This window comes from Enterobacter sp. RHBSTW-01064 (assembly GCF_014103035.1).
GTDB classification, from domain to species: domain Bacteria; phylum Pseudomonadota; class Gammaproteobacteria; order Enterobacterales; family Enterobacteriaceae; genus Enterobacter; species Enterobacter mori.
This window is the reverse complement of the sequence record NZ_JABXOU010000004.1, coordinates 117,856-139,097: the sequence shown is the minus strand read 5'-3', so window position 1 is coordinate 139,097 and position 21,242 is coordinate 117,856. Positions and strand designations below refer to the sequence as shown.

The window sequence follows — 21,242 nt, the reverse complement described above, 5'->3', positions numbered from 1 at the left end:
GATAGGTTCGGGAGTTGGATGTCCGGCATGTATGGAATGAACTGCACGCCTCGGCTGACGGTCAGGGGGCGGTACTATTGTGCTGCGAGAAAGCCGGTAAGTTATGCCATCGCTAACTCGTCGCCAAATGGGTCCGCCGCAAATTCAACGTGCTTGTAAATGAATATGTTCCGATGGCAATCGGGTAGAAAGAAATGCCTTAATGTAAGTGAGCCCGTTAAAGTAGGAGCTATTTTTTATTGCGTGGTTATAACGAAAGAAGCAGTGGAGGTGCGCAGCTGCAGCGGTACGTCGCAGGCTGCGTGGTTTGACGTTTGCGAACTTTGACCAGTTCCGTAAGGCATTTTGGTTAGAAGTTTCAAAAGACCCAGAGCTATCGAAGCAGTTTAGGGGTAGTAACCAAGTCCATATACGCAAGGGAAACTCCCCTTTCATCCGAGATGCGGAACGTGCTGGCGGAAGAGAGCGCTATGAAATCCATCACATTGTTCCTATAAGTCAAGGCGGAGATGTTTTCAACGTTGATAATATGGGCATAACCACGCCCAAGAGACATATCGAGATTCATTCCACATGGCAGAGTAAATAACATGACTGTCCAAAAAACATTGTCAGATTATACAGAGAGCGAATTTTTAGATTTAGTTCGTAAAATTTTTAACGCAGAAGGTCCAACTGAAGAAGACGACAATTGCAGGGTAAGAGAATTCAGACGCCTTACCGAGCACCCATCAGGTTCAGATTTGATCTTCTATCCAGAGGATGGAAGAGATGATAGCCCGGAAGGAATTGTCCATCAGGTCAAGGAGTGGCGTAAAGCTAATGGTAAACCAGGCTTTAAAGAATCTTGAGCATTAAGCCCCGAAAGGGGCTTTGGTGCGCACACTTCACCGCAAAAATTACAGCCAGAATCCCCCATACACAATCTGTGAATTCGCAATTTTGGGCTTAATGTGGAGGTGCTGGCGGACTGCCAGTGACGGGATAGCCAGAATTATCTCAGGCTCTCGAGCCCTTGCAGAAATTCCTCCACCTGGGCAGGCGTCGCCGTATCTGCCTGGTAAAGGATATCGAGCTTCACGTTCTTCAACCCGCAGAAGCCAAATACACCTTCGATTATCTGCGTCTGAATCGCCGTCGAATAGCCATGTTTGTTGAATCCAGTGAGATCGCTGCCGCCGGTGGCAATCAGGCGGACGGGAACATCGCGTAAATTGCCCACAATCCGGCCATCGTCGGCCACCTTATACGCCCAGTTCAGGGTCAACACCCGATCGAACCAGCCTTTTAACAGTGCGGGGACTGACCACCAGTACACCGGGAAGACAAATACCAGCATATCTGCCCGTTCAAAGCGCTGCTGCTCGCGCAGGATATCCCCGGGAAGCGCAGTGGGATCGCCGTGATACAAATCAAGGTCAGGGTGAGACATGGTCGGATTAAAGCCTTCAGCATGAAGATCGGCAATTTCTACCTGCGTCCCTTGCTCGCGTAACGTCGCGGCAATGCGATCCGCCAGCGAATGGGATAATGAATGTTCAACAGGGTGAGCCGTCACGATCAGTGCATTATTGATGACATGTGTAACAGACATAGCAACCTCAGCAGGGGAGTGAATTGACACCTATATTACTATCGGTAACTTAGGTGTCAATCCGACAGCAACGATCATTTTGTGCTGTTGGCGTAGGTCTCCAGAACGCCAGACATGGCGCCGCTGAGCATATCTTCTGCGACGTTGCGGGCGAGTATCCCGTTCCCCGCGGCAGTACTGAGCGCGTCCGCGGCACCGATGATGGCTGTCAGTACCGCTTCACCCTGAACGCCTTTTAGCACGATAAACGGAGAAAGCGCCGTGCGAAGACAGTCGGCACATTCGGCAACGCACGCCTCGCGGAACGTCTGCAGCGCGCGGGAGCCAGACAGCGCTGCGGCTATCGGACCCGTTTCCGGGCCGGCGGTAATGGCGCAGTCGATATAGGCAGCGCTGAAAAAGCGGATCGTCTTCTCCAGCGTTTTGCTGTCGGCCGCCAGCGTCTCGCGGAATTTCGCCAGCTGACTATCGCTATAATCCTGGTACAGCGCCATCAGCAAGCCTTCACGATCGCCAAAGTGGTCATAGGGAATAGGCTTTGTCACGTTAGCCCGCTCGGCAAGATAGCCCAGGGTGAGCGCCTCGGTGCCTTGCTGGCGAACAATGCCGCGAGCAACCTCCAGCAACTGCACCCGGCGATCCTCTTTTCTTAAGCGCTTAACAACCATGATGTCCCTCGTATCGTTTATCTACTGATAGTAGTTTACACGCTTTCTGCCAGAGGCTGAACGCTTTATGTCGCAGGACGGATCCTGAACCAGATCGCATACATCGCGGGCAGGAAGACCAGCGTAATGATGGTTCCACCTAACGTTCCGCCGATCAGCGTCCAGGCGAGCGTGCCCCAGAATACGGAATGCGTCAGGGGAATAAAGGCCAGAACGGCGGCCAACGCCGTCAGTAAGACCGGTCTGGCACGCTGTACTGTCGCTTCGACAACCGCATGGAACGGATCGAGCCCCTCTTTCTGGTTATGATCGATTTGACCAATAAGAATCAGCGTATTGCGCATCAGAATGCCCGAAAGGGCGATCAATCCGACGAGGGCGTTGATGCCAAACGGCTGATTGAACAGCAGCAAGGTTGGCACCACGCCGATAAGCCCCAGCGGTGCGGTAAGAAAGACCATGACCATGGCCGACATGGAACGCACCTGCAGAATGATGATCAGTAGCGTCAGGGCAATCATAATGGGGAATAACGGCAACATTGCCAGGGTGGCTTTGCCTGATTCTTCAATCGATCCGGCCATTTCAATACGGTATCCCGGCGGCAGCGAATCCACGATCGGCTGGAGCTGTTTCATGATGGCTGTAGACACGTCCGGTGGCTGAAGTGATTCGTCGATATCACCCCGGACGGTGATGGTCGGCGTTCGATCGCGACGACGCAGCAGCGGATCTTCCATTCTCACCTTAACGTCGCCAATTTGTGACAGAGGGATGCGCTGGCCCGCATTGCCGACCAGGGTAAAGCCCGCTATTTTTGCCGGATCCAGGCGAATGTCACCTGCGGCGCGGCCAATCACCTGAACGGCGCGAATGTCCTCTCGTACAGACGTGATGGGAACACCGGACAGCAGGAACTGCAGCTGCTGAGCAACGGCATTCGAGGTTAAACCAGTGGCCTGCAGGCGGTCCTGATCGAGCGTGAAATGCAGTGTGGGTACGCGTGTTCCCCAGTCCGTGTTGACGGTCCGCATCATCGGGCTTGCCTCGAGCACGCCTTTCACTTTGTCAGCGATGCCGCGTAGCGTATCGACATCGGGTCCCGTGACTCGCCAGGCGACCGGGAAGGGAGAGTAGGGACCAAACACCAGCTGCGTGACGCGCACGCGCGCTTCGGACGCAAGGCCTTCGGCAACCGCTTTACGTAGTCGGAGCTTGAGTGCCTCACGTGATGCCGGGCTATCCGTCAACACCACTATCTTCGCAAATGACGGATCGGGTAACTCAGGAGCCATGGCCAGATAAAAACGCGGTGAACCCTGACCAATGTACGATGTGACGATGTTGGCTTCTGGCTGTTTTTTCAGCCAGTCTTCTATTTTCGCTGCGGCGGCACTGGTCTGCTCGATTGACGTGCCGTAGGGCATCTGCACTTCAACCAGTACTTCGGGGCGATCCGACGTCGGGAAAAATTGTTTTTTCACCAGCCCCATGCCAAGGATCGCCAGGATAAAAATGGCGACAACCGAACCCGCCACAATCCATTTTCTGGCGATGACGCGGGTTAAGAGATGGCGAAAACGGTTATAGCGAGGCGTACCGTAGATGGCGGCATGGCCTCCTTCCACTTTGGGCATATCCGGCAGCATTTTCACGCCGAGATAAGGAGTGAAAACCACGGCGACGACCCACGACGCAATCAGCGCCAGGCCGACAATCCAGAACATATTGCTGGTGTATTCTCCCGCCGTTGACTGGGCGAAACCATTCGGCATAAAGCCAATGGCCGTTACCAGCGTGCCGGCGAGCATCGGGGCCGCGGTATGGCTCCAGGCGTAGGCGGAGGCTTTGATTCTGTCGTAGCCTTCCTCCATTTTTACCACCATCATTTCGATGGCGATGATGGCATCATCAACCAGCAAGCCCAGGGCAAGAATGAGGGAGCCCAGCGTGATGCGGTCAAAGTTAATGCCGCTGGCTTCCATTACTACAAAGACCACGGCCAGTGTCAGAGGAACCGCCGCCGCGACGACCACGCCCACGCGCCAGCCCATGCTGACAAAACAGACCACCATAACGACCAGCAGGGCGACGAAGAATTTGATCATGAACTCATCCACCGACGAGCTGATGTTCACGGACTGATCGGTGACTTTCGTCAGAGTCATTCCCAGAGGCAGACCGTCATTGATTCTCGACGTTTCGGCATCAAGCGCTTTCCCCAGCGCCAGCCCGTTCCAGCCTTCGCGCATCACAATACCCAGCAGCAGGGCCGGTTCATGCTGGTTACGAATTTGCAGAACAGGCGGGTCTTCATAACCTCGTTCCACCGTGGCGACGTCGGAGAGCTTGAGCGTTTTGCCCTGCGCAATAAACGGCGTATCGCGGATTTTCCGCAGAGTATCGAAGGCCCCGTCGAGGCGGATAAAGATCTGCGCGCCGCGCGTCTCAATTGAACCCGCAGCCGTCAATACGTTCTGATTGTTCAGCGCATTGAAAATATCCTGAGGCGACAGGCCCAGCGTCGCGAGACGCTCGTGAGAGAAGGAGATATAAATCCGCTCTGCCTGCTCACCGATGATATTGACTTTCTTCACGCCGGGAACGTGCAGGAGCTGCTGGCGCATGGTTTCGGCATCGCGCACGAGCAAACGCTGCGGCTCTCCTTTGGCTTTGAGCGCAAAGAGGGCAAAGGTCACATCGGCGAACTCGTCATTAATCATCGGTCCCGTTACGCCTGCTGGGAGATTTCGGCTCTCATCCCCAAGCTTTTTTCTGGCCTGATAGAACTCTTCCTGCACCTCAGAAGGTGGCGTATTGTCCTGTAATGACAGCGTGATAAAGGCCATGCCGGGACGGGTGTAGGTTTCCGTACGGTCATACCATTTCAGCTCCTGCAGGCGCTTTTCCAGCGGTTCGGCCACCTGATCCTGGATCTCCTGCGCGGTCGCGCCGGGCCACACGGCGATTGCGGTCATCTGCTTCACCGTGAAAGGCGGATCTTCTGCACGCCCGAGCCCAAAAAACGAGAGAATACCGGCAATCGTCACCAGAATAATCAAAAACAGCGTGACCGAGCGCTCGCGTACGGCAAGCGCTGACAGGTTAAAGCGTCCTTCGCTCATGGCTGACTCTCCGTGCGCTGTTGAGCGAGGCGGACCACTTCGCCTTCATGCAGAAGATGCACCCCTAACGCGACAATCTTTTCACCGGGTGTCACGCCCCCCGTTACCTGGGCAACATCATCGCTCACGCTAAGCACCTTAACGGGTTGCCAGGTCACTTTGGCGGGTTGAGTCGAGATCCGCCAGACCCCAGGCCCTTTGCCCGCATCGTAGAGCGACGCAAGGGGAACCTGCATAACCTGGTTTTTCTCTTTACTGTTCCCTATGTTCAGCGTGACAGTCGCACCCAGCGGCGCGTCTGCCAGCGCGCCTGCCAGAACATACCGCGCCTCATAGGTGCGGGTGGTGGCATCGGCGGAATCAGAGAGCAGACGAAGCGTTGCGGTAACAGGCTGTTTTTCGTTGCCATAGCGAGTCGCCTGTGCTTCGCTCCCGACGACGGGACGCAGGGTCTCTGGAAGTTGCACCAGCGCCTCACGTTGTCCCGCGCGGGCAAGACGGATCACTGCCTGTCCGGCGCTTACGACCTGACCTGGCTCAGCGAAGGTCTCCATCACCACGCCGTCTGAATCGGCCAACAGTACGGCATAGCCCGTCGCGTTTTGCGCTACGCTGGCCTGCGCCCTGGCGGCACTAAGCTCCGCTCTGGCGGTATCAGCCGCCGCTTTAATTTGGTCGTACTCGGAGGCAGACACAGCGCCCGTAGCAACAAGGCCCCGATAGCGCGCTTCGTCAGCGATCGCTTTTCTTGCACGCGCCTGGGCGGCATCCACCGTCCGCTGCTGAGCCTGCGCCTGTAACGTCAGGTCAACGGGATCGAGGCGCATTAAAGGCTGGCCTTTTTTTACGCTCTGGCCTGTATCAACAAGGCGCTCAAGGACTTTGCCCTGAACCCTGAAACCGAGATCGCTTTGCGTTCTGGCAACCACCACGCCGGTAAATGCGCGAGACGTCGCGTTCGCGCGTTCAACGGACGCGGATCTGACGAGCGGTGGGTGCGTGCGCGGATCGTCACTCGCCGCGTTATCGCCGCAGGCCACGAGGGCCAGCGGCAGGAGAGAAACGAGACAACGGGCTGAAGTAAGCCTGAGCATGGGAAACCCTTATTAAAATAACAGGACAGTTTCCGCATTCTCTGACTAGTGACCAATAATGTCAATGGTCACAAATCAGGGAGCCAGACTTCTTAAAATCAGTGAGGGGAGAAGGATCGCAGCAGTGGGGGCAGTTTCGAGATTGTATTGCAGTTGAATGGGGTTAATGAAAGGGCACATCACCAGATATATCGCGAGCGTTGCCTCATCGAGCGGGGTTTTCCTTTCGAACTCCCCGGCCTGCCTGCCTTCGACAATAATGCTCTCAATCAGTTTTAACAGGTGTTCTGAATACCTTTCTGCTGAAGGCCATTTTTCCCGCGCGGCCACGGCGGCGATGTCGTAAAGTTTACGATCGTGGAAAAACAGTTCGCTTCCTGCCTCGGTGAGCGCCCTGAAGAGACGACGTATTTTCTCGCTGGCGGAGGGCGCATCGGCGAGCGCCGAATGCACTGCGGTCATGATCAGCTCCAGGCGGTTAGCACAGATCACCTCGCCGATAGCCTGTTTGGAGTCAAAAAATTTATAAATGTAGGCCTTTGAAAAACCAATGGATTTAGCAAGCTCTGCCACGGTGGTTTTTTCATAGCCGTAGTGACCGAAGTGCTCAAACGCCGCTTCGACGATCTGCTCTCGGACGGAGTGGTCAAGTGGACCACGTGTAACTGGGACGTTCAAATTTTTAGTCATTTTTTAAGCTTAGCGTGACAGGCTTCGAATGACAACGAGTGACCATTTCGTGATTTGGTTACATGCGTTTTCGTCATGAACCCTTCAGACGGGACGATAAATCAGATGGGGTAAGTGTATCACTGTTTTTCGCGCGCAATGGCATCTATCTAACAGTGCCAGCCTTGTGTCGATGCGTTTTAATCGGGGTGAGAGGAGGCCGCAAAAACAACGCGGCCTTATTTTTTTGCGAGCGAGTTTGCAGTATTACCAAACAAACAACAGATCAGAAACTTTGCATATTTTCTACCTCCTGAAAACCGCTCACAGGGTAGTCCTGAGGCCACGCCTGAAATGTGCGCTATCTCTTAATAAAGCTATAAACCCAGATCGCTCAGAGAAGGGTGATCGTCCGGACGTCTTCCCTGCGGCCAGTGGAACAGTCGCTCTGATTCTTTTATCGGCATATCGTTTACGCAGGCAAAACGGCGCTTCATCAACCCGTCCGACTCAAACTCCCAGTTTTCATTGCCGTACGAACGGAACCAGTTACCGGAATCATCATGCCATTCATAGGCATAGCGCACCGCGATTCGGTTATCCGTAAATGCCCAGAGCTCTTTAATCAGACGATAGTCCAGCTCTTTTTTCCATTTCCGCGCCAGAAACGCCTGGGCTTCTTCACGGTTGGTTGCGAATTCTGCGCGGTTGCGCCATTGGGTATCGAGCGTATAGGCAAGCGCGACTTTCGCCGGGTCGCGACTGTTCCAGCCATCTTCTGCCAGTCTGACTTTTTCGATAGCGCTTTCACGGGTGAAGGGCGGTAAAGGAGGACGTGTGTTCATTGCGATTACCTCTGGGTTATATAATGTAGACAGGTCTGTCTACTTGCGGTAATCTATGCCTGTAAAATAACGCTGTCAACCTCCGTTTTGAGGCTACTAAAAAAATGAAAACAGAACCCGCAGGCAACGATACTAAAATTAGCGTCAGAGATAAGATATTACTCACGGCGCACGATCTGTTTTATTCCACAGGCTTCAGGGCGACGGGGGTGGATACGCTGATCAAAGCGTCAAAAGTGACCAAGGTGACTTTCTATCGTCATTTTCCGAGTAAGAGTTTACTTATTCTCGCCTATTTACACTATCGGCATGAAATATGGATTAGCTGGTTTGAGACTACGCTGCGTCGACATTTTGACGAAGGCGAAATACCTTCTAATGCGATATCTGAAACGCTTTACGAATGGTTTATTTCGCCCGAGTTCCACGGCTGCGCGTTTATTAATGCCAGCGCAGAGGCAAAAGCGGAAGATATTGAAAGCGAAATAAAAGAGATATGCCGGGACCATAAATCAGAGACAAAGAAAACAATCGTCACGTTCACCGGTATAAATGATGAAGAGACCGTCAATGACATGATGATGCTCATTGACGGCGCTATTATTCATGCGCAAATGGGTATGGATCCAGAAAGGGTGGTAAAAGCGTTAAAAACGGGCTTAGAGAAACTGACCGGTCAGTGATATTCCCCCGCGCTTAATCAGCTCTCGTACCGAGCCGATCAAGCACCCGCGCTATACTGTCGGAATGGTGCCGCCATCAATCACGTATTCTGTCCCTGTGATACTTGAAGCATGAGATGACGCGAGGAAGACGATGAGGTTAGCCACCTCAATCGGTTTGGCAGGGCGTCCGAGCGGTATTCCACCTAACGCCTTCATAATGATCTGTTTGCCACCTTCGTAGTCTGTTCCTGCCTGCTCTGCCAGCCTCTCCGCCAGTGCAACCGCGGCTTCGGTTTCGATCCAGCCGGGTGCAACGCGCACGACCCGAACACCCTTCGGCGAGACTTCCTTTGACAGGCTCTTGCTGTAGGTCGAGAGGGCTGCTTTCGCCGCCGCGTAGCCCGTGGTTGATTCCGGTAACGGCAGTTCGCGCTGAATAGACGTCACGTGAATAATCACCCCGTTTCCCTGCGCAAGCATTCCGGGGAGCAGGGCGCGATCTAAGCGTACGGCGGGCAACAGGTTAAGATTTAGCTCCTGCTGCCACTCGTCTTCGCCAAGCGCAGCGAAACCGCCACCGGGTGCGGTTGAACCACCCGCGACATGGACAATCACGTCGACGCCGCCCATCTGTTCCTGCACCGCCGATACGACGGAGGCACATCCTGCAACTGTCGCCAGGTCAGCGGCTACGAATGCATCGGCGATATTTATTTCTGGCACGTGGCGCGCCGTGGTTAATACCGTTGCGCCGAGCTGTTTTAAAAGTCCGACAACTGCTTTTCCAAGCCCTTTCGTGCCAGCGGTAACAAGCACGCGTTTACCTGTGAAATGAATATCTAATGACATGACCTTTAACTCCCGTTATTTACAGTACAGGTATATTCAACATAGACTGATAAATTGACAAGTACGCACGAAAAAGTGAGTGACTGAATTATGAGTAAGTTATATAGCCCGGAATCTGCCGCAAGCGGCGTGGAACAGGTATTACGGCTGCTGGAAGGTCGCTGGAAATTAATTATTCTTTTTCATCTGTTCGACGGAAAAGTGCAGCGCTACTCTGATTTTGAAAAACTGATCCCCGGTATTTCCCAGAAAATGCTGGCGCAGCAGCTGCGGTAACTGGAATCCGACGGAATTGTTTCGCGGATGGTCTACCCTCAGGTGCCGCCGAAAGTAGAATATCGACTCACCGACTGGGGGCAGGCATTATGCCCGGCGCTCGATGCCATGCTGAAATGGGCAGAAAAACGCGAGGCTTACGCCGAGCTGTAAATTCTGTGCCCGGTAAGCCTCGGATGGCTAATCGTGGCGATCTCTGCCAGAACGGAACGCGTTCACTCCGGTTTCTCTTCTGCCTGCGCCATCTCCAGCGCGCTGGCACTCGCGGGATCGAACAGCGAGATGCTCTCAATCTGATTGAGTAAAATTACCTTCCGGAATGACATGGCGCTGCGGGGTTCAGAGTCGAGCGTAATGTCATGCTCCGCATACCACCTGCTGTAGTTATTCTCGATGCGCAGATTCATCGTCTTCGCATCTCTGTACCCGCTCAGCATCGGGATCAGCACGATATTGGCCGTTTTTTCGTACTCCAGCGTGGCGGTGTGTATCATGCCGACGTAAATCCGCCCCGACCGAAGCGACACCTGCGCCAGCTCTCCTTCCTCCATGCACTGATACAGCACCTGTTCAATACCGCTCGACTGCGCCAGACGTTTGTAGAGCTTTTTCCGGCTTTCACCGTCCAGCCTGGCACTGCCTGCCCAGTTAGAGCGGTAGAGGCAAAACAGGATGGCAAACGCCAGCATCACGACCACCGGTGCCTGAATGCCTAAAAAACTCCAGTTCATAAAGTCGATTTGCCAGTCGGTATATTTCGGTGAGGCAAAGTGAAATGCGTTGTTGGCGGCGGAAAGGGAGAGCAGGAGTAGCCAGAGCAAACCGGTGGCAATCACGCCCTGAAGAACAAAAATACAGCCATAAAGCGCCACGAGAAAATAGACGTCCCAGCCAAAAGAACGCTTGATTTTAAAGCGGGTGGACAGGTCTCGGCTGGTATACCAGTACCCGCACACCATCAGCACCATAAAGATTGCCGTTCCCATATCAGGCCCTCTTCAGCGCGTCGACGTGACGCAGAAAATCCTGCCGTACCTCGTTGCTTTTGTAGTTCACCGAGGCGTTTCCGTCCTGGTCGATAATGATGCGATCGCCATCTTCTACGGCTTCAATGATTTCCTGCTGGCTCATTACCTGGAGCAATGACTCAGGGCTGGAGAAAAGGGAGAGAAAGAAGCGTTTCATGTCAGGCATCCTTATGAATAAAAAGGATAAGCCTGGAAGAAGGGCGGCGAGTTTGCCTTAAGGATATCCTGAAAGTTAAAGCCGGGTGGCGGCTACGCTTTATTTGGCCTACAAAACCCATTCTTTCTCATGGTTTTAACTTATTGATATAGAATAAAAATAAAAAATAGATCAACACAAACTTGGACAAATAACGATGATTGTGTAAGTTTTAATTATGCGATTACGCCACGTTATTTACAGCCAGGATGTGACCCATGAGCACGTTGCCCGCCGTTGTCAGTCGGTTTGTTGATTACTACGCCACGCTGGACGCTCAGCCGCCGTCGGCGCTGGTGGAGCTTTATCACCCGGACGCCACGCTTGTCGATCCGTTTGGCGAACACAACGGGCTTTTTGCGCTCCAGCGCTATTTCACCCATTTGCTGGCGAACGTCGAAAACTGCCGTTTTACCATTGATGCCCCCCTTCTGAGCGAACGCCGGTTTGTCGTCACCTGGACAATGCACTGGTCGCACCCGCGCATTGCCGGGGGGGAGCCGCTCGGCCTGCCGGGGTGTTCAGTGGTGGAGACGGAAAACGATCTCATCACGCGTCAGCGCGACTACTACGACGCGGGGGAGATGATCTACGAACACCTTCCTCTGCTGGGCTGGGCTGTACGCGGCGTGAAGCGGAGGGTCAAATCATGAAAACGGTGCTCATTACCGGCGCCAGCTCGGGCATTGGGGCCGGGCTGGCGAAATCCTTTGCCGCTGATGGCTACCAGGTTATTGCCTGCGGGCGCGATGCGTCGCGTCTGGACGCCCTCCAGCTGCACAGTCCGAACATCACGGTGCGCCGCTTCGATATGACAGACAGGGACGCCTGTTGCCAGGCGTTGAAGGACTGTAATGCCGAACTGGCGATCCTCTGCGCCGGGACGTGTGAATACCTCGATCGTGGCGTGGTGGATGCCGCGCTGGTGGAGCGGGTGATGAAGACCAATTTCCTCGGCCCGGTGAACTGTCTTGCCGCGCTTCAGCCGCAGCTGGCTGCAGGTCATCGCGTGGTATTGGTCAGTTCGATGGCGCACTGGCTTCATTTTCCGCGAGCCGAAGCCTACGGCGCGTCCAAAGCCGCGCTCACCTGGTTCGCCGACACGCTGCGTCTGGACTGGGAGCCGAAAGGGATTGGTGTAACCGTGGTTTCACCGGGGTTTGTCGATACGCCGCTGACCCAAAAAAATGATTTTGCCATGCCGGGCAGAGTGACCGTTGACGAGGCCGTGAATGCAATACGCGCCGGGCTGGCGAAGAATAAAAACCATATCGCGTTTCCTTCCGGATTCGGCCTGATCCTGCGGCTGCTCTCATGGCTTCCGACCCTGATCCAGAACGCGCTGCTGCGCAGGATGGTGCGCTCATGAAGATCGCAATTATCGGCAGCGGTATTGCCGGGCTAACCTGCGCCTGGCGTCTGGCGGGCCATCATCAGGTCACCCTGTTTGAAGCGGGTGCAACGCCGGGCGGACACACCGCGACGGTAGACGTCTCCACGTCGCAGGGGACCAGGGCCATCGACACCGGGTTTATCGTCTATAACGACCGCACTTATCCGCGCTTCATGGGCCTGCTTAGCGAGCTGGGCATCAGCGGACAAAAAACGCAGATGAGCTTTTCTGTGCGCAACCCGGCGACGGGGCTGGAGTATAACGGACACACGCTGACGTCGCTGTTTGCCCAACGCCGAAACCTGGTGAATCCGACATTCTGGCGGCTGCTTCGGGAGATCGTCCGCTTCAATCGTCTGGCAAAACAGGCGCTGGACGGGGAGGTGGACCCGAACGCCACGCTTGAGATGTTTCTTAAACAGCACGGTTTCACCCCGTTTTTTGCACGCCACTACATTCTGCCGATGGGGGCCGCGATCTGGTCCTCATCGCTGCAGGAGATGAGGCGCTTTCCGCTGCCGCTGTTCCTGCGCTTCTTTGAGCATCACGGCCTGCTGGATATTACCCATCGCCCGCAGTGGTACGTTGTCCCCGGCGGCTCGCGGGAGTACATCCGCGCCATGCTCGACAAGCTGGGCGACCGTCTGAACCTGCATCTCAATTCGCCGGTGCAGCGGGTGAGCCGCCACGAGCACGGGGTCACGCTTCAGCTTGAAAACGGCATTTATACCTTCGATCAGGTGATTTTTGCCTGCCATTCCGGGCAGGCGCTGGCGATGCTGGACGAGCCGACGCCTGCAGAACGTGACGTGCTGGGCGATATCGGCTGGCAGCGCAACGAGGTGGTGTTACACAGCGACAGACGCTGGCTGCCGGTGCGCGAGCGCGCGTGGGCGAGCTGGAACTATCGCCTGAGTGAACGTGACCAGGCCAGCGCCTGCGTCACTTACAACATGAACATTTTGCAGGGACTGCCCGAGGGGAGTCCGCTGTTCTGCGTCACGCTGAATCCTGAAACGCCGGTTGATGAGCGTTTCGTTCTGAAGCGCTTTATCTATGAACACCCGCTGTTCAACCCTCAAAGCTGGCGCGCGCAGGCGCGTCGCGGGGAGATTAACGGTCATAACCGAAGCTGGTTCTGCGGGGCGTACTGGTACAACGGTTTTCATGAGGACGGGGTGCGCAGCGCGCTGGACGTGGTCAATGCGCTAGCCGCCGGGGAGGGGAACTGAGATGAACAGCTGCCTCTACCATGGCGTATTGCGCCACCGACGCCTCCAGCCGAAAACCCACACATTCAGCTACAGCGTTTTTATGGCCTGGCTGGATCTCGATGAGCTGGAAACATTGCCCTCGGTGGGCGTACGCCGTAACCGCGTGGCCGCCGCCTCGTTCCACGACGCGGACTATCCGCTGGGCACGCCGCTCAAAGAGAACGTGCTGAGCAGGCTGGAGAGCCTGACCGGGGAACGTCCGCAGGGGCGAGTCATGCTCCTGACGCAGCTGCGCTATTTCGGGTTCCATTTTAATCCGGTCAATTTTTACTACTGCTATGACCAGCACAATGCGCTTCGCTGGGTGCTCGCCGAAGTGCGCAACACGCCGTGGAACGAGCGGCACTACTACGCGGTAGACGGGCAGAATGCCCGGCCCACGGAGAAAGCCTTTCACGTTTCGCCCTTCAACCCGATGGACATGGTCTACCACTGGCGCTTCAACAACCCGGACAACACGCTACATATGCACATTGAAAATCATCAGGAAGCGAAGGTCTTTGACGCCACGCTGGCGCTGCGTCGGGAGCCGCTGACCCGCCCGGCGCTGCGTTCGCTGCTGCTGCGCATCCCGCTGATGACCCTGAAAACCGTTTTCGCCATTTACTGGCAGGCGCTGCGGCTGTGGCTCAAGCGCGTGCCGCTGTATAACCATCCCGTCAGCAGGAGTGAACGCTCATGACCGATCCCGTCTTTGCGCTAGAACCCGATATCCCGCGCAACGTCCGCATCGCGCGCTGGCTGCTTTTTCGGCTGCTAAGCGGCATACGCGGCGGCTCGCTGACGCTGCGTGAAGGGGCGCAAACCTTTCACTTTGGTGAGGCATCTGCCGCGCTGCATGCCGATGTGCAGATCCTCTCGCCTGGGCTTTACTGGCGCATCTTAACGGGCGGCAGCCTTGCAGCGGCAGAGGCCTGGATGGACGGCGAATGGGAGACCACGCACCTGACGCCGCTTCTGGAACTGCTGGCGCTCAACGGCAAGGTGCTTGGCCGTCTCGAGAAGGGTTTCCGCCTGCTCGGCAGGCCGCTGGAGCGGCTGCGCCACTGGACGCGGCGTAACTCCCGCGCGCAGGCGCGCGAAAATATTGCCGCCCATTACGACTTGGGCAACACCTTTTATGCCCATTTTCTGGATAAAGAGCTGCTCTATTCCAGCGCGCTGTTTACCGCTGACGAGCAGGATCTGACTGCGGCTCAGCAGGCCAAAATGGCGCGCTTGTGCGACCAGTTGGCGCTAAACCCGGGTGACCACCTGCTGGAAATTGGCACCGGCTGGGGAGCAATGGCGGAATACGCGGCCCGTCACTACGGCTGCCGGGTCACCACCACCACGCTGTCGCAGGAGCAATATATCTGGGCGACCGAGCGCATCGCCCGCGCCGGGTTGCAGGATCGCGTTGAGGTGCTGCTCTGCGACTATCGCGACCTTACCGGGCAGTACGACAAGCTGGTGTCGATAGAGATGATTGAAGCCGTCGGGCAACGCTATCTGCCCACGTTCTTCCGTACCTGCCAGGCGCGGCTGCGCCCGGGGGGACGGATGGCGATTCAGGCCATCACCATTCAGGACCAGCGCTACCGCGACTACAGCAAAAGCGTCGACTTTATTCAGCGCTACATTTTCCCCGGCGGCTTTTTGCCGAGCGTCACCGCCATGAACGAATTAATGACGCGCCACACCGATTTTGTGGTGCGCAACCTCTTCGACATGGGGCCGGACTACGCCCGCACGCTGGCTCACTGGCGGCAGCGCTTTGTCCACGCCTGGCAGGAGATTGAAACGCTCGGCTTTGACGAACGTTTCCGCCGGATGTGGCTCTACTACTTCGGCTACTGCGAAGCCGGGTTTAACGCCCGCACCATCAGCGTGGTGCAGCTGACAGCGGAACGCGTATGAGACGTTACGTGCAGGTGTTCCTGATTGCGATTGCGTTCGATCTCTACTGGACGCTGGTGGTGCTGTTTCGCGAGCGGGGGCTGGTCGTCTGGCTCGCGCTGGCGATCCTTGCCTGCCTGATGCTGTCGCCTGCACACCGTATTTACGCCATTTTGCTGGCGGCCGCAGGCAGCTTGCTGGACGCCCTCTGGGCGGTGACGGGGCTTATTGCCTTCACGGGCGACTCGCTGATGCCCCTGTGGATGGTGGCGCTGTGGCTGATGTTCGCCACCGTCTGGACCCGGCTGACGTGCACCACTACCTTGCCGGGCTGGATCTTAACGCTGCTGGCGACCGTCGGCGGGCCCGTGGCCTACCTTATCGGCGAGCGGCTGGGGGCAATGACGTTCCTGGAACCTGGTTTTATCGTCGTCAGCTGGATGGCGCCGGGCTGGCTGGTATTAATGCTGTTTTTCCACCTGCTGATGGGGAGACAACAATGAAAACCCTGCTGATGTTAATCTGTCTGACCCTTACCGTACCGGTCGCGAACGCCGCTGACTGGCTAAGCTGGCGCAAAGTAGGCAGCGCCACGCTCACCTGGGGGCCCTTCACCGTCTACACCTCGCAGCTGCTGACGCCCGATGGACGCTACACCGGCGAAAACAGGGATCAGGCGCTGGTCATTACCTATGCGCGCGACATTGACCGTAAGGATCTGGTTGAAGCGACGCGCGATCAGTGGCAGGCGCAGGGAATTTTGCAGCAGGAGCCGCTGAGCGAAGCATGGCTTCGCAGGCTGGAATCGCTCTGGCCGGACGTCAAGGCAGGCGCGCAGCTGGCGTTTGTGCTTAAAAATCAGCAGGGACAGTTTTGGTACCGCGCGCCTGACGCGCCGACAGGTTTCACTCCACTTGGGCCAGCGCAGCCAGCGGCGTTCAGTACGCGCTTTCTGGCCATCTGGCTCGATCCCCGCACGCAATACCCTGAACTGCGTCAGCAGTTAATCGGAGGCCAAAAATGAAACGTTTCCTGACCCTGGCGCTGGCGCTCACGATGTTGCTGGCAGGCTGCAGCACCGAGGTGACCGAGTATCGCCAGCAGCAGCCGCGGCTTGATATCTTCCATTACTTCCAGGGCAAAACCGAAGCGTGGGGCATGGTGCAGGATCGCAGCGGCAAGCAGATCCGCCGTTTCCACGTTGAGATCGCCGGGGATGTGATTGGCGATACGCTGACGCTCAACGAACACTTTGTTTACGACGATGGTGAAAAACAGCAGCGCGTCTGGCACATCCGCCGCGTGGGGAACGATCGCTACGAGGGAACGGCGGGGGATATTGAAGGGGTTGCCACGGGGCAGGCCACGGGCAACGCCTTTAACTGGCATTACAGCATGAACGTGAAGGCCAACGGCAAAACCTGGCTGCTGCATTTCGACGACTGGATGTACCTGCAGGATGAGACCCATCTGTTCAATAAAACCGAGATGAAGAAATTTGGCGTCACCGTCGCTACGGTGACGCTGTTCTTTACCCGTAAGACCTCGGCTTAGTCGCGGATGCTGCCGGTTTTGCTGCTGGAGTAGATGAAGTACAGGGCAATCCCCAGGCAAACTACCGCGCCCAGGCGGCTCAGCGAAAACGGAATGGCGGGATTGCCCAGCCAGCCAAAGTTATCAATCAGCATACTCATGGTGAGCTGGCCGAAGATCACCGCTACCGTGGCGACGGCGGTGCCAATCCGCTGTACGGCGAGCACCATTATCACGATATAGGGCACGCCAAACATCGCGCCGAGAAGCTGCCATTTTGGCACGTCCAGCAGCGTGACCGCCTGCTTAGGCTCAAAGAAGAAAATGAGCAGGGCGGTCACCAGCGCGCCGACGGAAAACGTCAGAAACGCGCTTTTAAATACGCCCACGCTGCTGCCGAGCTGCCCGTTGATCGCGGCCTGAACGCTCAGCGTCGCGCCGCCGCAGACGGCCAGTAGAATCATCATCAGTGTCATGCGTTTACCCCTGTGCCACCAGAACCAGTGCGGCAATAATAAAAACCAGCGCCACGATGCGTTTCGCGTTTATCTTCCTGTGTGGCGTACCCAGCAGACCAAAGTGATCGATGATCAGACTCTTAAACACCTGACCGGCCAGAATACCAATCATGGTCATCGCGATGCCGATAGCGGGTGTTGCAACGGTCAGAATGACCACGTACACGGGGCCGAGCACGCCGCCGAGCAGTTGCCAGGACGGCTGTGTAAAAAATGACGGACTGTTGCGCGGGCTGAAAAACAGCATCAGCAGAAACGTCAGCGCGGCACCCACGCCGAAGATACTGAACGTGGCCCACAAATCACCCACTTCGCCCCCTAGCGGTCCCAGCAGTCCCGCTTCTACGGACAGCCCCATCCCGCCAGCAATCACCAGGAAAATTAAAATAAGTTGCATAGCTCACTCTCTTGTTGTCCAGGCGACGAAGAATACGGGGTATCAGCAGTGAGAAAAATGCCATAATGCAGGAAACACCATTGCAGGAAATGCACTAATGATCGATGCCGGAAATATCAGCATTCGCGCGCTGCTGATCTTTATCGCGGTTTATGAATCGCAGAATTTCTCCGTGGTTGCGCGGCGGGAAGGGATCTCCGCCTCGCAGGTTTCACGCGTGATCCACCAGCTTGAGGACGCGCTCGGCCAGCAGCTTTTTTATCGCAATACGCGGGCCGTGATCCCGACGGAAAGCGGGCATCTCTTTATCCGCTACGCCCGGGCGATGGCAGGAAGTCTTGACGAGGCGCGCCGGGAGCTGGATGAGCGATCCATCGAGCCAACTGGGCTCATTCGCATTAACTGCCCGGTATTTTTTGGACAGCGGCACGTAGCCCCTGGCCTGGCGGGGTTGTCGGCGCGCTATCCCCGGCTCAATCTTGATTTGACCCTCACCGATGATTTTATCGACCCGCATCGGGACGCCGCCGACGTGCTGTTCCGCATCGGCACGCTGACGGACTCCTCGTTTCACGCGCGGGTGCTTGGGCAGCAGCTGTATCATCTGGCGGCTTCGCCATCCTATCTGCAACGGCACGGTGCGCCGGATGCGCCGGAGGATCTGACGCATCACAGCTGCCTTGTCTATCGCGGATCGTCCGGGCCTAACCGCTGGCTCATTCGCCGTCCAAATGCGGCGTGGGTTCACTATCCCGTTGCGCCGCTGATGACCTCCAACAACGCCGAAACGCTGCTGATTGCCGCGCTGGGCGGAATGGGGATCGTGCTGTTCCCCGACTGGCTGGTGAGCGAAAGGTTAAACAGCGGCGAGCTGGTGTCGCTTCTGCCGGATCATGAGTGTTCGATCAACACCGAGCCGCAGACCATTGCGGCGATCTACCCGAACGCGCGTCATCCGCCCCTTAACGTCAGGGCGGTGATTGATTATTACGTAGAGCGGTTCGGCACGCCGCCGTACTGGCAGCGTGAGCGTTAGAGGGTTAGCTCACGGCGAACGATCTCTGCGCCCGCGCTCAGTGCCCTCAGCTTGCCGTTAGCAACCTGACGGGAAAGGGGAGCCATTCCGCAGTTGGTAGACGGATAAAGCTTGTCGGCATCGACAAACTGCAGCGCTTTACGCAGCGTATCGGCGACTTCCTCCGGTGTTTCGATATGGTTCGTCGCCACGTCAATCGCGCCCACCATCACTTTTTTGCCGCGGATCAGCTCCAGCAGATCCATCGGCACGCGCGAGTTGTGGCACTCCAGCGAAATGATGTCGATGTTTGAGGTCTGCAGCTTAGGGAAAGCCTCTTCGTACTGTCGCCACTCGGAGCCGAGCGTCTTTTTCCAGTCGGTATTAGCCTTGATGCCGTATCCGTAGCAGATGTGTACCGCGGTTTCGCATTTCAGCCCTTCAACGGCGCGCTCCAGCGCGGCGATACCCCACTCGTTGACCTCGTCGAAAAAGACGTTAAAGGCAGGTTCATCAAACTGGATGATATCGACGCCTGCGGCTTCCAGCTCGCGCGCTTCCTGGTTGAGAATTTTGGCAAATTCCCAGGCCAGCTTTTCTCGGCTTTTGTAGTGGGCGTCGTAAAGCGTGTCGATCATGGTCATCGGGCCCGGCAGCGCCCATTTGATCGGCTTGTCGGTGAGCTGGCGCAGGTACTTCGCATCATCAACAAAAACGGGTTTTTGGCGTGCAACGGCATCCACCACGGTCGGCACGCTCGCGTCATAGCGGTTGCGAATGCGCACCGTCTGGCGGTTCTCAAAATCGACGCCGCTCAGGTGTTCAATAAAGGTGGTAACAAAGTGCTGGCGGGTCTGCTCGCCGTCGCTGACGATATCAATGCCCGCGCGGAGCTGTTCGTCGAGGGATAAACGCAGCGCATCCTGTTTACCCGCCAGTAATTCATCATCCTGAAGTTTCCACGGTGACCACAGCGTTTCAGGTTGTGCAAGCCAGGTTGGCTTAGGTAAGCTGCCAGCCGTTGATGTCGGGAGCAATGTTTTCATAATAGAAGACCTTTATTATCGGTTAATTAAAGCGTGAAGTTATGAGACCACTGCTCAAGACGTTGTTTGTAAGGCTTAATAAACTGTTCTTCCGTAAATTTGCCCTGTTGAATTGCTAACAGGCTGCGCTCTTCACGGTCATAAACAATTTTCGTTAATGAATGATCCTGCTGATTCAGATCCGGCTGATAGCACTGTCCGGCGGTCGAGTTCGCATTATAAATTTCAGGACGGTAAATTTTCTGGAATGTTTCCATGGTGCTGATCGTTCCAATCAGTTCAAGATTCGTATAATCCGCCAGCAAATCACCGGAATAATAAAACGCAAAAGGCGCAGCGCTGTTCTCAGGCATGAAATAACGCACCTTCAGGCCCATCTTGCCAAAGTATTGTTCAGTCAGAGATGTACCGTCCGGCTGGTACTCAATCCCCAATACAGGGTGCGTGTTGCCCGTACGATGGTAGGTATCTTTGCTTGAGACACTCAGGCAGATCACCGGCGGTTTTTTGAAGTTCTCTCTGTATTCAGCAGAGTGGGTGAAGTGCTTGAAGATGTTGCCGTGCAATTCACCAAAGTTCTCCGGGATGCTGAACGTTGAGCGATCTTTATTATGTTCGAGCAGCAAGACGCTGAAGTCATAGTCACGCACGTAAGAAGAGAAGTTATTCCCGACAATGCCTTCGATGCGCTCATGGGTTTGCTTGTCGACAATGAACGTCTGCAATATTTCTATGGCCGGGAAGCTATTTTCTCCATCGATGTTCATATCAACGGAAATAATTTCAAGCTCAACCGCATAACGATCGGCTTTAGGGTTATCCCAGCGCGCTAAGGCGTTGAAGCGGTTGTTGATCATCACCAGCGTATTGCGCAGGTTTTCCTGACGTTTTTCACCGCGCGCCAGGTTAGCAAAGTTGGTGGTGGTACGCGTATTTTCTGACGGGTTGTAATTTTCATCGAAGCAACTGCGCTTAAGGCTAAATGTAAAAGCTTTACTCATTGTGGTTATGCATCCTAAGTTCATGTTGCCAGGAAGTTATCAATACATAATTTATGCCTGAGCCCGCGACGCAGGGGAAGTGACTTAATTTCACTGCAACATGAGGGAAGTTCATGAAGTGTAATGCTTAAGGTGTTGCTGACTTCTTGCCGGGTGGCGCTTCGCTTACCCAGCCTAC

At 55.7% G+C, this 21,242-nt stretch carries 24 protein-coding genes and 2 pseudogenes; 13 read left to right on the top strand and 13 right to left on the bottom strand.

Annotated features, from left to right (window positions below):
* Positions 1–295 precede the first annotated feature (295 nt).
* Positions 296–589: pseudogene (locus tag HV355_RS24470) on the top strand (HNH endonuclease signature motif containing protein); the annotation flags it as partial.
* 1 nt (position 590) lies between these two features.
* On the top strand, positions 591–851 hold the full coding sequence (locus HV355_RS13615; RefSeq protein WP_182402259.1) for a bacteriocin immunity protein: 261 nt from the start codon (positions 591–593) through the stop codon (positions 849–851).
* Positions 852–994: 143 nt separating this feature from the next.
* Here the strand turns inward: HV355_RS13615 and HV355_RS13610 are convergent, their stop codons facing one another.
* From HV355_RS13610 to HV355_RS13585, 6 genes are all read right to left on the bottom strand, one after another.
* Entirely contained in the window at positions 995–1,594 is a 600-nt protein-coding gene (locus HV355_RS13610; RefSeq protein WP_182402257.1) for an NAD(P)H-dependent oxidoreductase, read from the bottom strand.
* 74 nt (positions 1,595–1,668) lie between these two features.
* On the bottom strand, positions 1,669–2,262 hold the full coding sequence (locus HV355_RS13605) for a TetR/AcrR family transcriptional regulator (RefSeq protein WP_182402255.1): 594 nt from the start codon (positions 2,260–2,262) through the stop codon (positions 1,669–1,671).
* A gap of 65 nt (positions 2,263–2,327) precedes the next feature.
* Complete coding sequence (locus HV355_RS13600; RefSeq protein ID WP_182402253.1) at positions 2,328–5,387, bottom strand: efflux RND transporter permease subunit; 3,060 nt, start codon at positions 5,385–5,387, stop codon at positions 2,328–2,330.
* Positions 5,384–6,481 carry an efflux RND transporter periplasmic adaptor subunit gene (locus tag HV355_RS13595; protein WP_182402251.1) on the bottom strand — a complete coding sequence of 366 codons (1,098 nt, stop codon included), beginning with the start codon at positions 6,479–6,481 and terminating at the stop codon, positions 5,384–5,386. Before HV355_RS13595 ends, HV355_RS13600 begins: the two co-directional genes overlap by 4 nt.
* 75 nt (positions 6,482–6,556) lie before the next feature.
* Positions 6,557–7,171, bottom strand: coding sequence for a TetR/AcrR family transcriptional regulator (locus HV355_RS13590; RefSeq protein WP_108416983.1), 615 nt, complete (start codon positions 7,169–7,171; stop codon positions 6,557–6,559).
* 356 nt (positions 7,172–7,527) lie between these two features.
* On the bottom strand, positions 7,528–7,995 hold the full coding sequence (locus HV355_RS13585; protein WP_182402249.1) for a nuclear transport factor 2 family protein: 468 nt from the start codon (positions 7,993–7,995) through the stop codon (positions 7,528–7,530).
* A 104-nt stretch (positions 7,996–8,099) separates the two neighbouring features.
* Here HV355_RS13585 and HV355_RS13580 point away from each other — a divergent pair, with 104 nt between their 5' ends.
* Entirely contained in the window at positions 8,100–8,678 is a 579-nt protein-coding gene (locus tag HV355_RS13580) for a TetR/AcrR family transcriptional regulator (RefSeq protein WP_182402247.1), read from the top strand.
* 51 nt (positions 8,679–8,729) lie between these two features.
* Here the strand turns inward: HV355_RS13580 and HV355_RS13575 are convergent, their stop codons facing one another.
* Complete coding sequence (locus HV355_RS13575) at positions 8,730–9,509, bottom strand: SDR family oxidoreductase (protein ID WP_182402245.1); 780 nt, start codon at positions 9,507–9,509, stop codon at positions 8,730–8,732.
* A gap of 90 nt (positions 9,510–9,599) precedes the next feature.
* Here HV355_RS13575 and HV355_RS13570 point away from each other — a divergent pair.
* A pseudogene (locus HV355_RS13570) lies at positions 9,600–9,938 on the top strand (winged helix-turn-helix transcriptional regulator).
* A 62-nt stretch (positions 9,939–10,000) separates the two neighbouring features.
* Here HV355_RS13570 and HV355_RS13565 read toward each other — a convergent pair.
* Together HV355_RS13565 and HV355_RS13560 are read right to left on the bottom strand one after the other, a co-directional pair.
* The gene (locus HV355_RS13565) at positions 10,001–10,771 is read right to left on the bottom strand and encodes a hypothetical protein (RefSeq protein WP_120158083.1); all 771 of its coding nucleotides are present in this window, start codon (positions 10,769–10,771) and stop codon (positions 10,001–10,003) included.
* 1 nt (position 10,772) lies between these two features.
* A complete protein-coding gene (locus HV355_RS13560) occupies positions 10,773–10,970 on the bottom strand; it encodes a hypothetical protein (RefSeq protein ID WP_042715285.1) in 198 nt (65 codons plus the stop codon).
* 257 nt (positions 10,971–11,227) lie between these two features.
* Between HV355_RS13560 and HV355_RS13555 the strand changes: the two genes are divergently transcribed.
* The 8 genes from HV355_RS13555 to HV355_RS13520 are packed head-to-tail and all read left to right on the top strand — an operon-like array spanning position 11,228 to position 17,108.
* A complete protein-coding gene (locus HV355_RS13555) occupies positions 11,228–11,662 on the top strand; it encodes a nuclear transport factor 2 family protein (RefSeq protein WP_182402243.1) in 435 nt (144 codons plus the stop codon).
* Positions 11,659–12,378: an SDR family NAD(P)-dependent oxidoreductase gene (locus HV355_RS13550; protein WP_120158085.1), complete on the top strand. Its 720-nt coding sequence runs from the start codon at positions 11,659–11,661 to the stop codon at positions 12,376–12,378. The genes HV355_RS13555 and HV355_RS13550 overlap by 4 nt, the downstream gene beginning before the upstream one ends.
* Positions 12,375–13,634, top strand: coding sequence for an FAD-dependent oxidoreductase (locus HV355_RS13545; protein ID WP_182402241.1), 1,260 nt, complete (start codon positions 12,375–12,377; stop codon positions 13,632–13,634). The genes HV355_RS13550 and HV355_RS13545 overlap by 4 nt, the downstream gene beginning before the upstream one ends.
* 1 nt (position 13,635) lies before the next feature.
* On the top strand, positions 13,636–14,358 hold the full coding sequence (locus HV355_RS13540; protein ID WP_108416998.1) for a DUF1365 domain-containing protein: 723 nt from the start codon (positions 13,636–13,638) through the stop codon (positions 14,356–14,358).
* A complete protein-coding gene (locus HV355_RS13535; RefSeq protein WP_120158088.1) occupies positions 14,355–15,575 on the top strand; it encodes a cyclopropane-fatty-acyl-phospholipid synthase family protein in 1,221 nt (406 codons plus the stop codon). Before HV355_RS13540 ends, HV355_RS13535 begins: the two co-directional genes overlap by 4 nt.
* Complete coding sequence (locus HV355_RS13530; protein WP_182402239.1) at positions 15,572–16,057, top strand: DUF2878 domain-containing protein; 486 nt, start codon at positions 15,572–15,574, stop codon at positions 16,055–16,057. Before HV355_RS13535 ends, HV355_RS13530 begins: the two co-directional genes overlap by 4 nt.
* The gene (locus HV355_RS13525) at positions 16,054–16,578 is read left to right on the top strand and encodes a hypothetical protein (protein ID WP_182402237.1); all 525 of its coding nucleotides are present in this window, start codon (positions 16,054–16,056) and stop codon (positions 16,576–16,578) included. Before HV355_RS13530 ends, HV355_RS13525 begins: the two co-directional genes overlap by 4 nt.
* The gene (locus HV355_RS13520; protein WP_182402235.1) at positions 16,575–17,108 is read left to right on the top strand and encodes a DUF3833 domain-containing protein; all 534 of its coding nucleotides are present in this window, start codon (positions 16,575–16,577) and stop codon (positions 17,106–17,108) included. The genes HV355_RS13525 and HV355_RS13520 overlap by 4 nt, the downstream gene beginning before the upstream one ends.
* On the opposite strand, the gene HV355_RS13515 is transcribed toward HV355_RS13520, so the two are convergent.
* Together HV355_RS13515 and HV355_RS13510 are read right to left on the bottom strand one after the other, a co-directional pair.
* Complete coding sequence (locus HV355_RS13515) at positions 17,105–17,563, bottom strand: DMT family transporter (protein WP_182402233.1); 459 nt, start codon at positions 17,561–17,563, stop codon at positions 17,105–17,107. The genes HV355_RS13520 and HV355_RS13515 overlap by 4 nt on opposite strands.
* Before the next feature lie 4 nt (positions 17,564–17,567).
* The gene (locus tag HV355_RS13510; protein ID WP_010430856.1) at positions 17,568–18,002 is read right to left on the bottom strand and encodes a DMT family transporter; all 435 of its coding nucleotides are present in this window, start codon (positions 18,000–18,002) and stop codon (positions 17,568–17,570) included.
* Between the two features lie 97 nt (positions 18,003–18,099).
* Here HV355_RS13510 and HV355_RS13505 point away from each other — a divergent pair, with 97 nt between their 5' ends.
* On the top strand, positions 18,100–19,038 hold the full coding sequence (locus HV355_RS13505) for a LysR family transcriptional regulator (RefSeq protein WP_148399358.1): 939 nt from the start codon (positions 18,100–18,102) through the stop codon (positions 19,036–19,038).
* Here HV355_RS13505 and HV355_RS13500 read toward each other — a convergent pair.
* Positions 19,035–20,063, bottom strand: coding sequence for a methionine synthase (locus tag HV355_RS13500; protein ID WP_108417004.1), 1,029 nt, complete (start codon positions 20,061–20,063; stop codon positions 19,035–19,037). The two genes, HV355_RS13505 and HV355_RS13500, sit on opposite strands and share 4 nt — an antisense overlap.
* Before the next feature lie 26 nt (positions 20,064–20,089).
* Positions 20,090–21,064: a DUF1852 domain-containing protein gene (locus HV355_RS13495; RefSeq protein WP_182402232.1), complete on the bottom strand. Its 975-nt coding sequence runs from the start codon at positions 21,062–21,064 to the stop codon at positions 20,090–20,092.
* Positions 21,065–21,242: the final 178 nt, after the last annotated feature.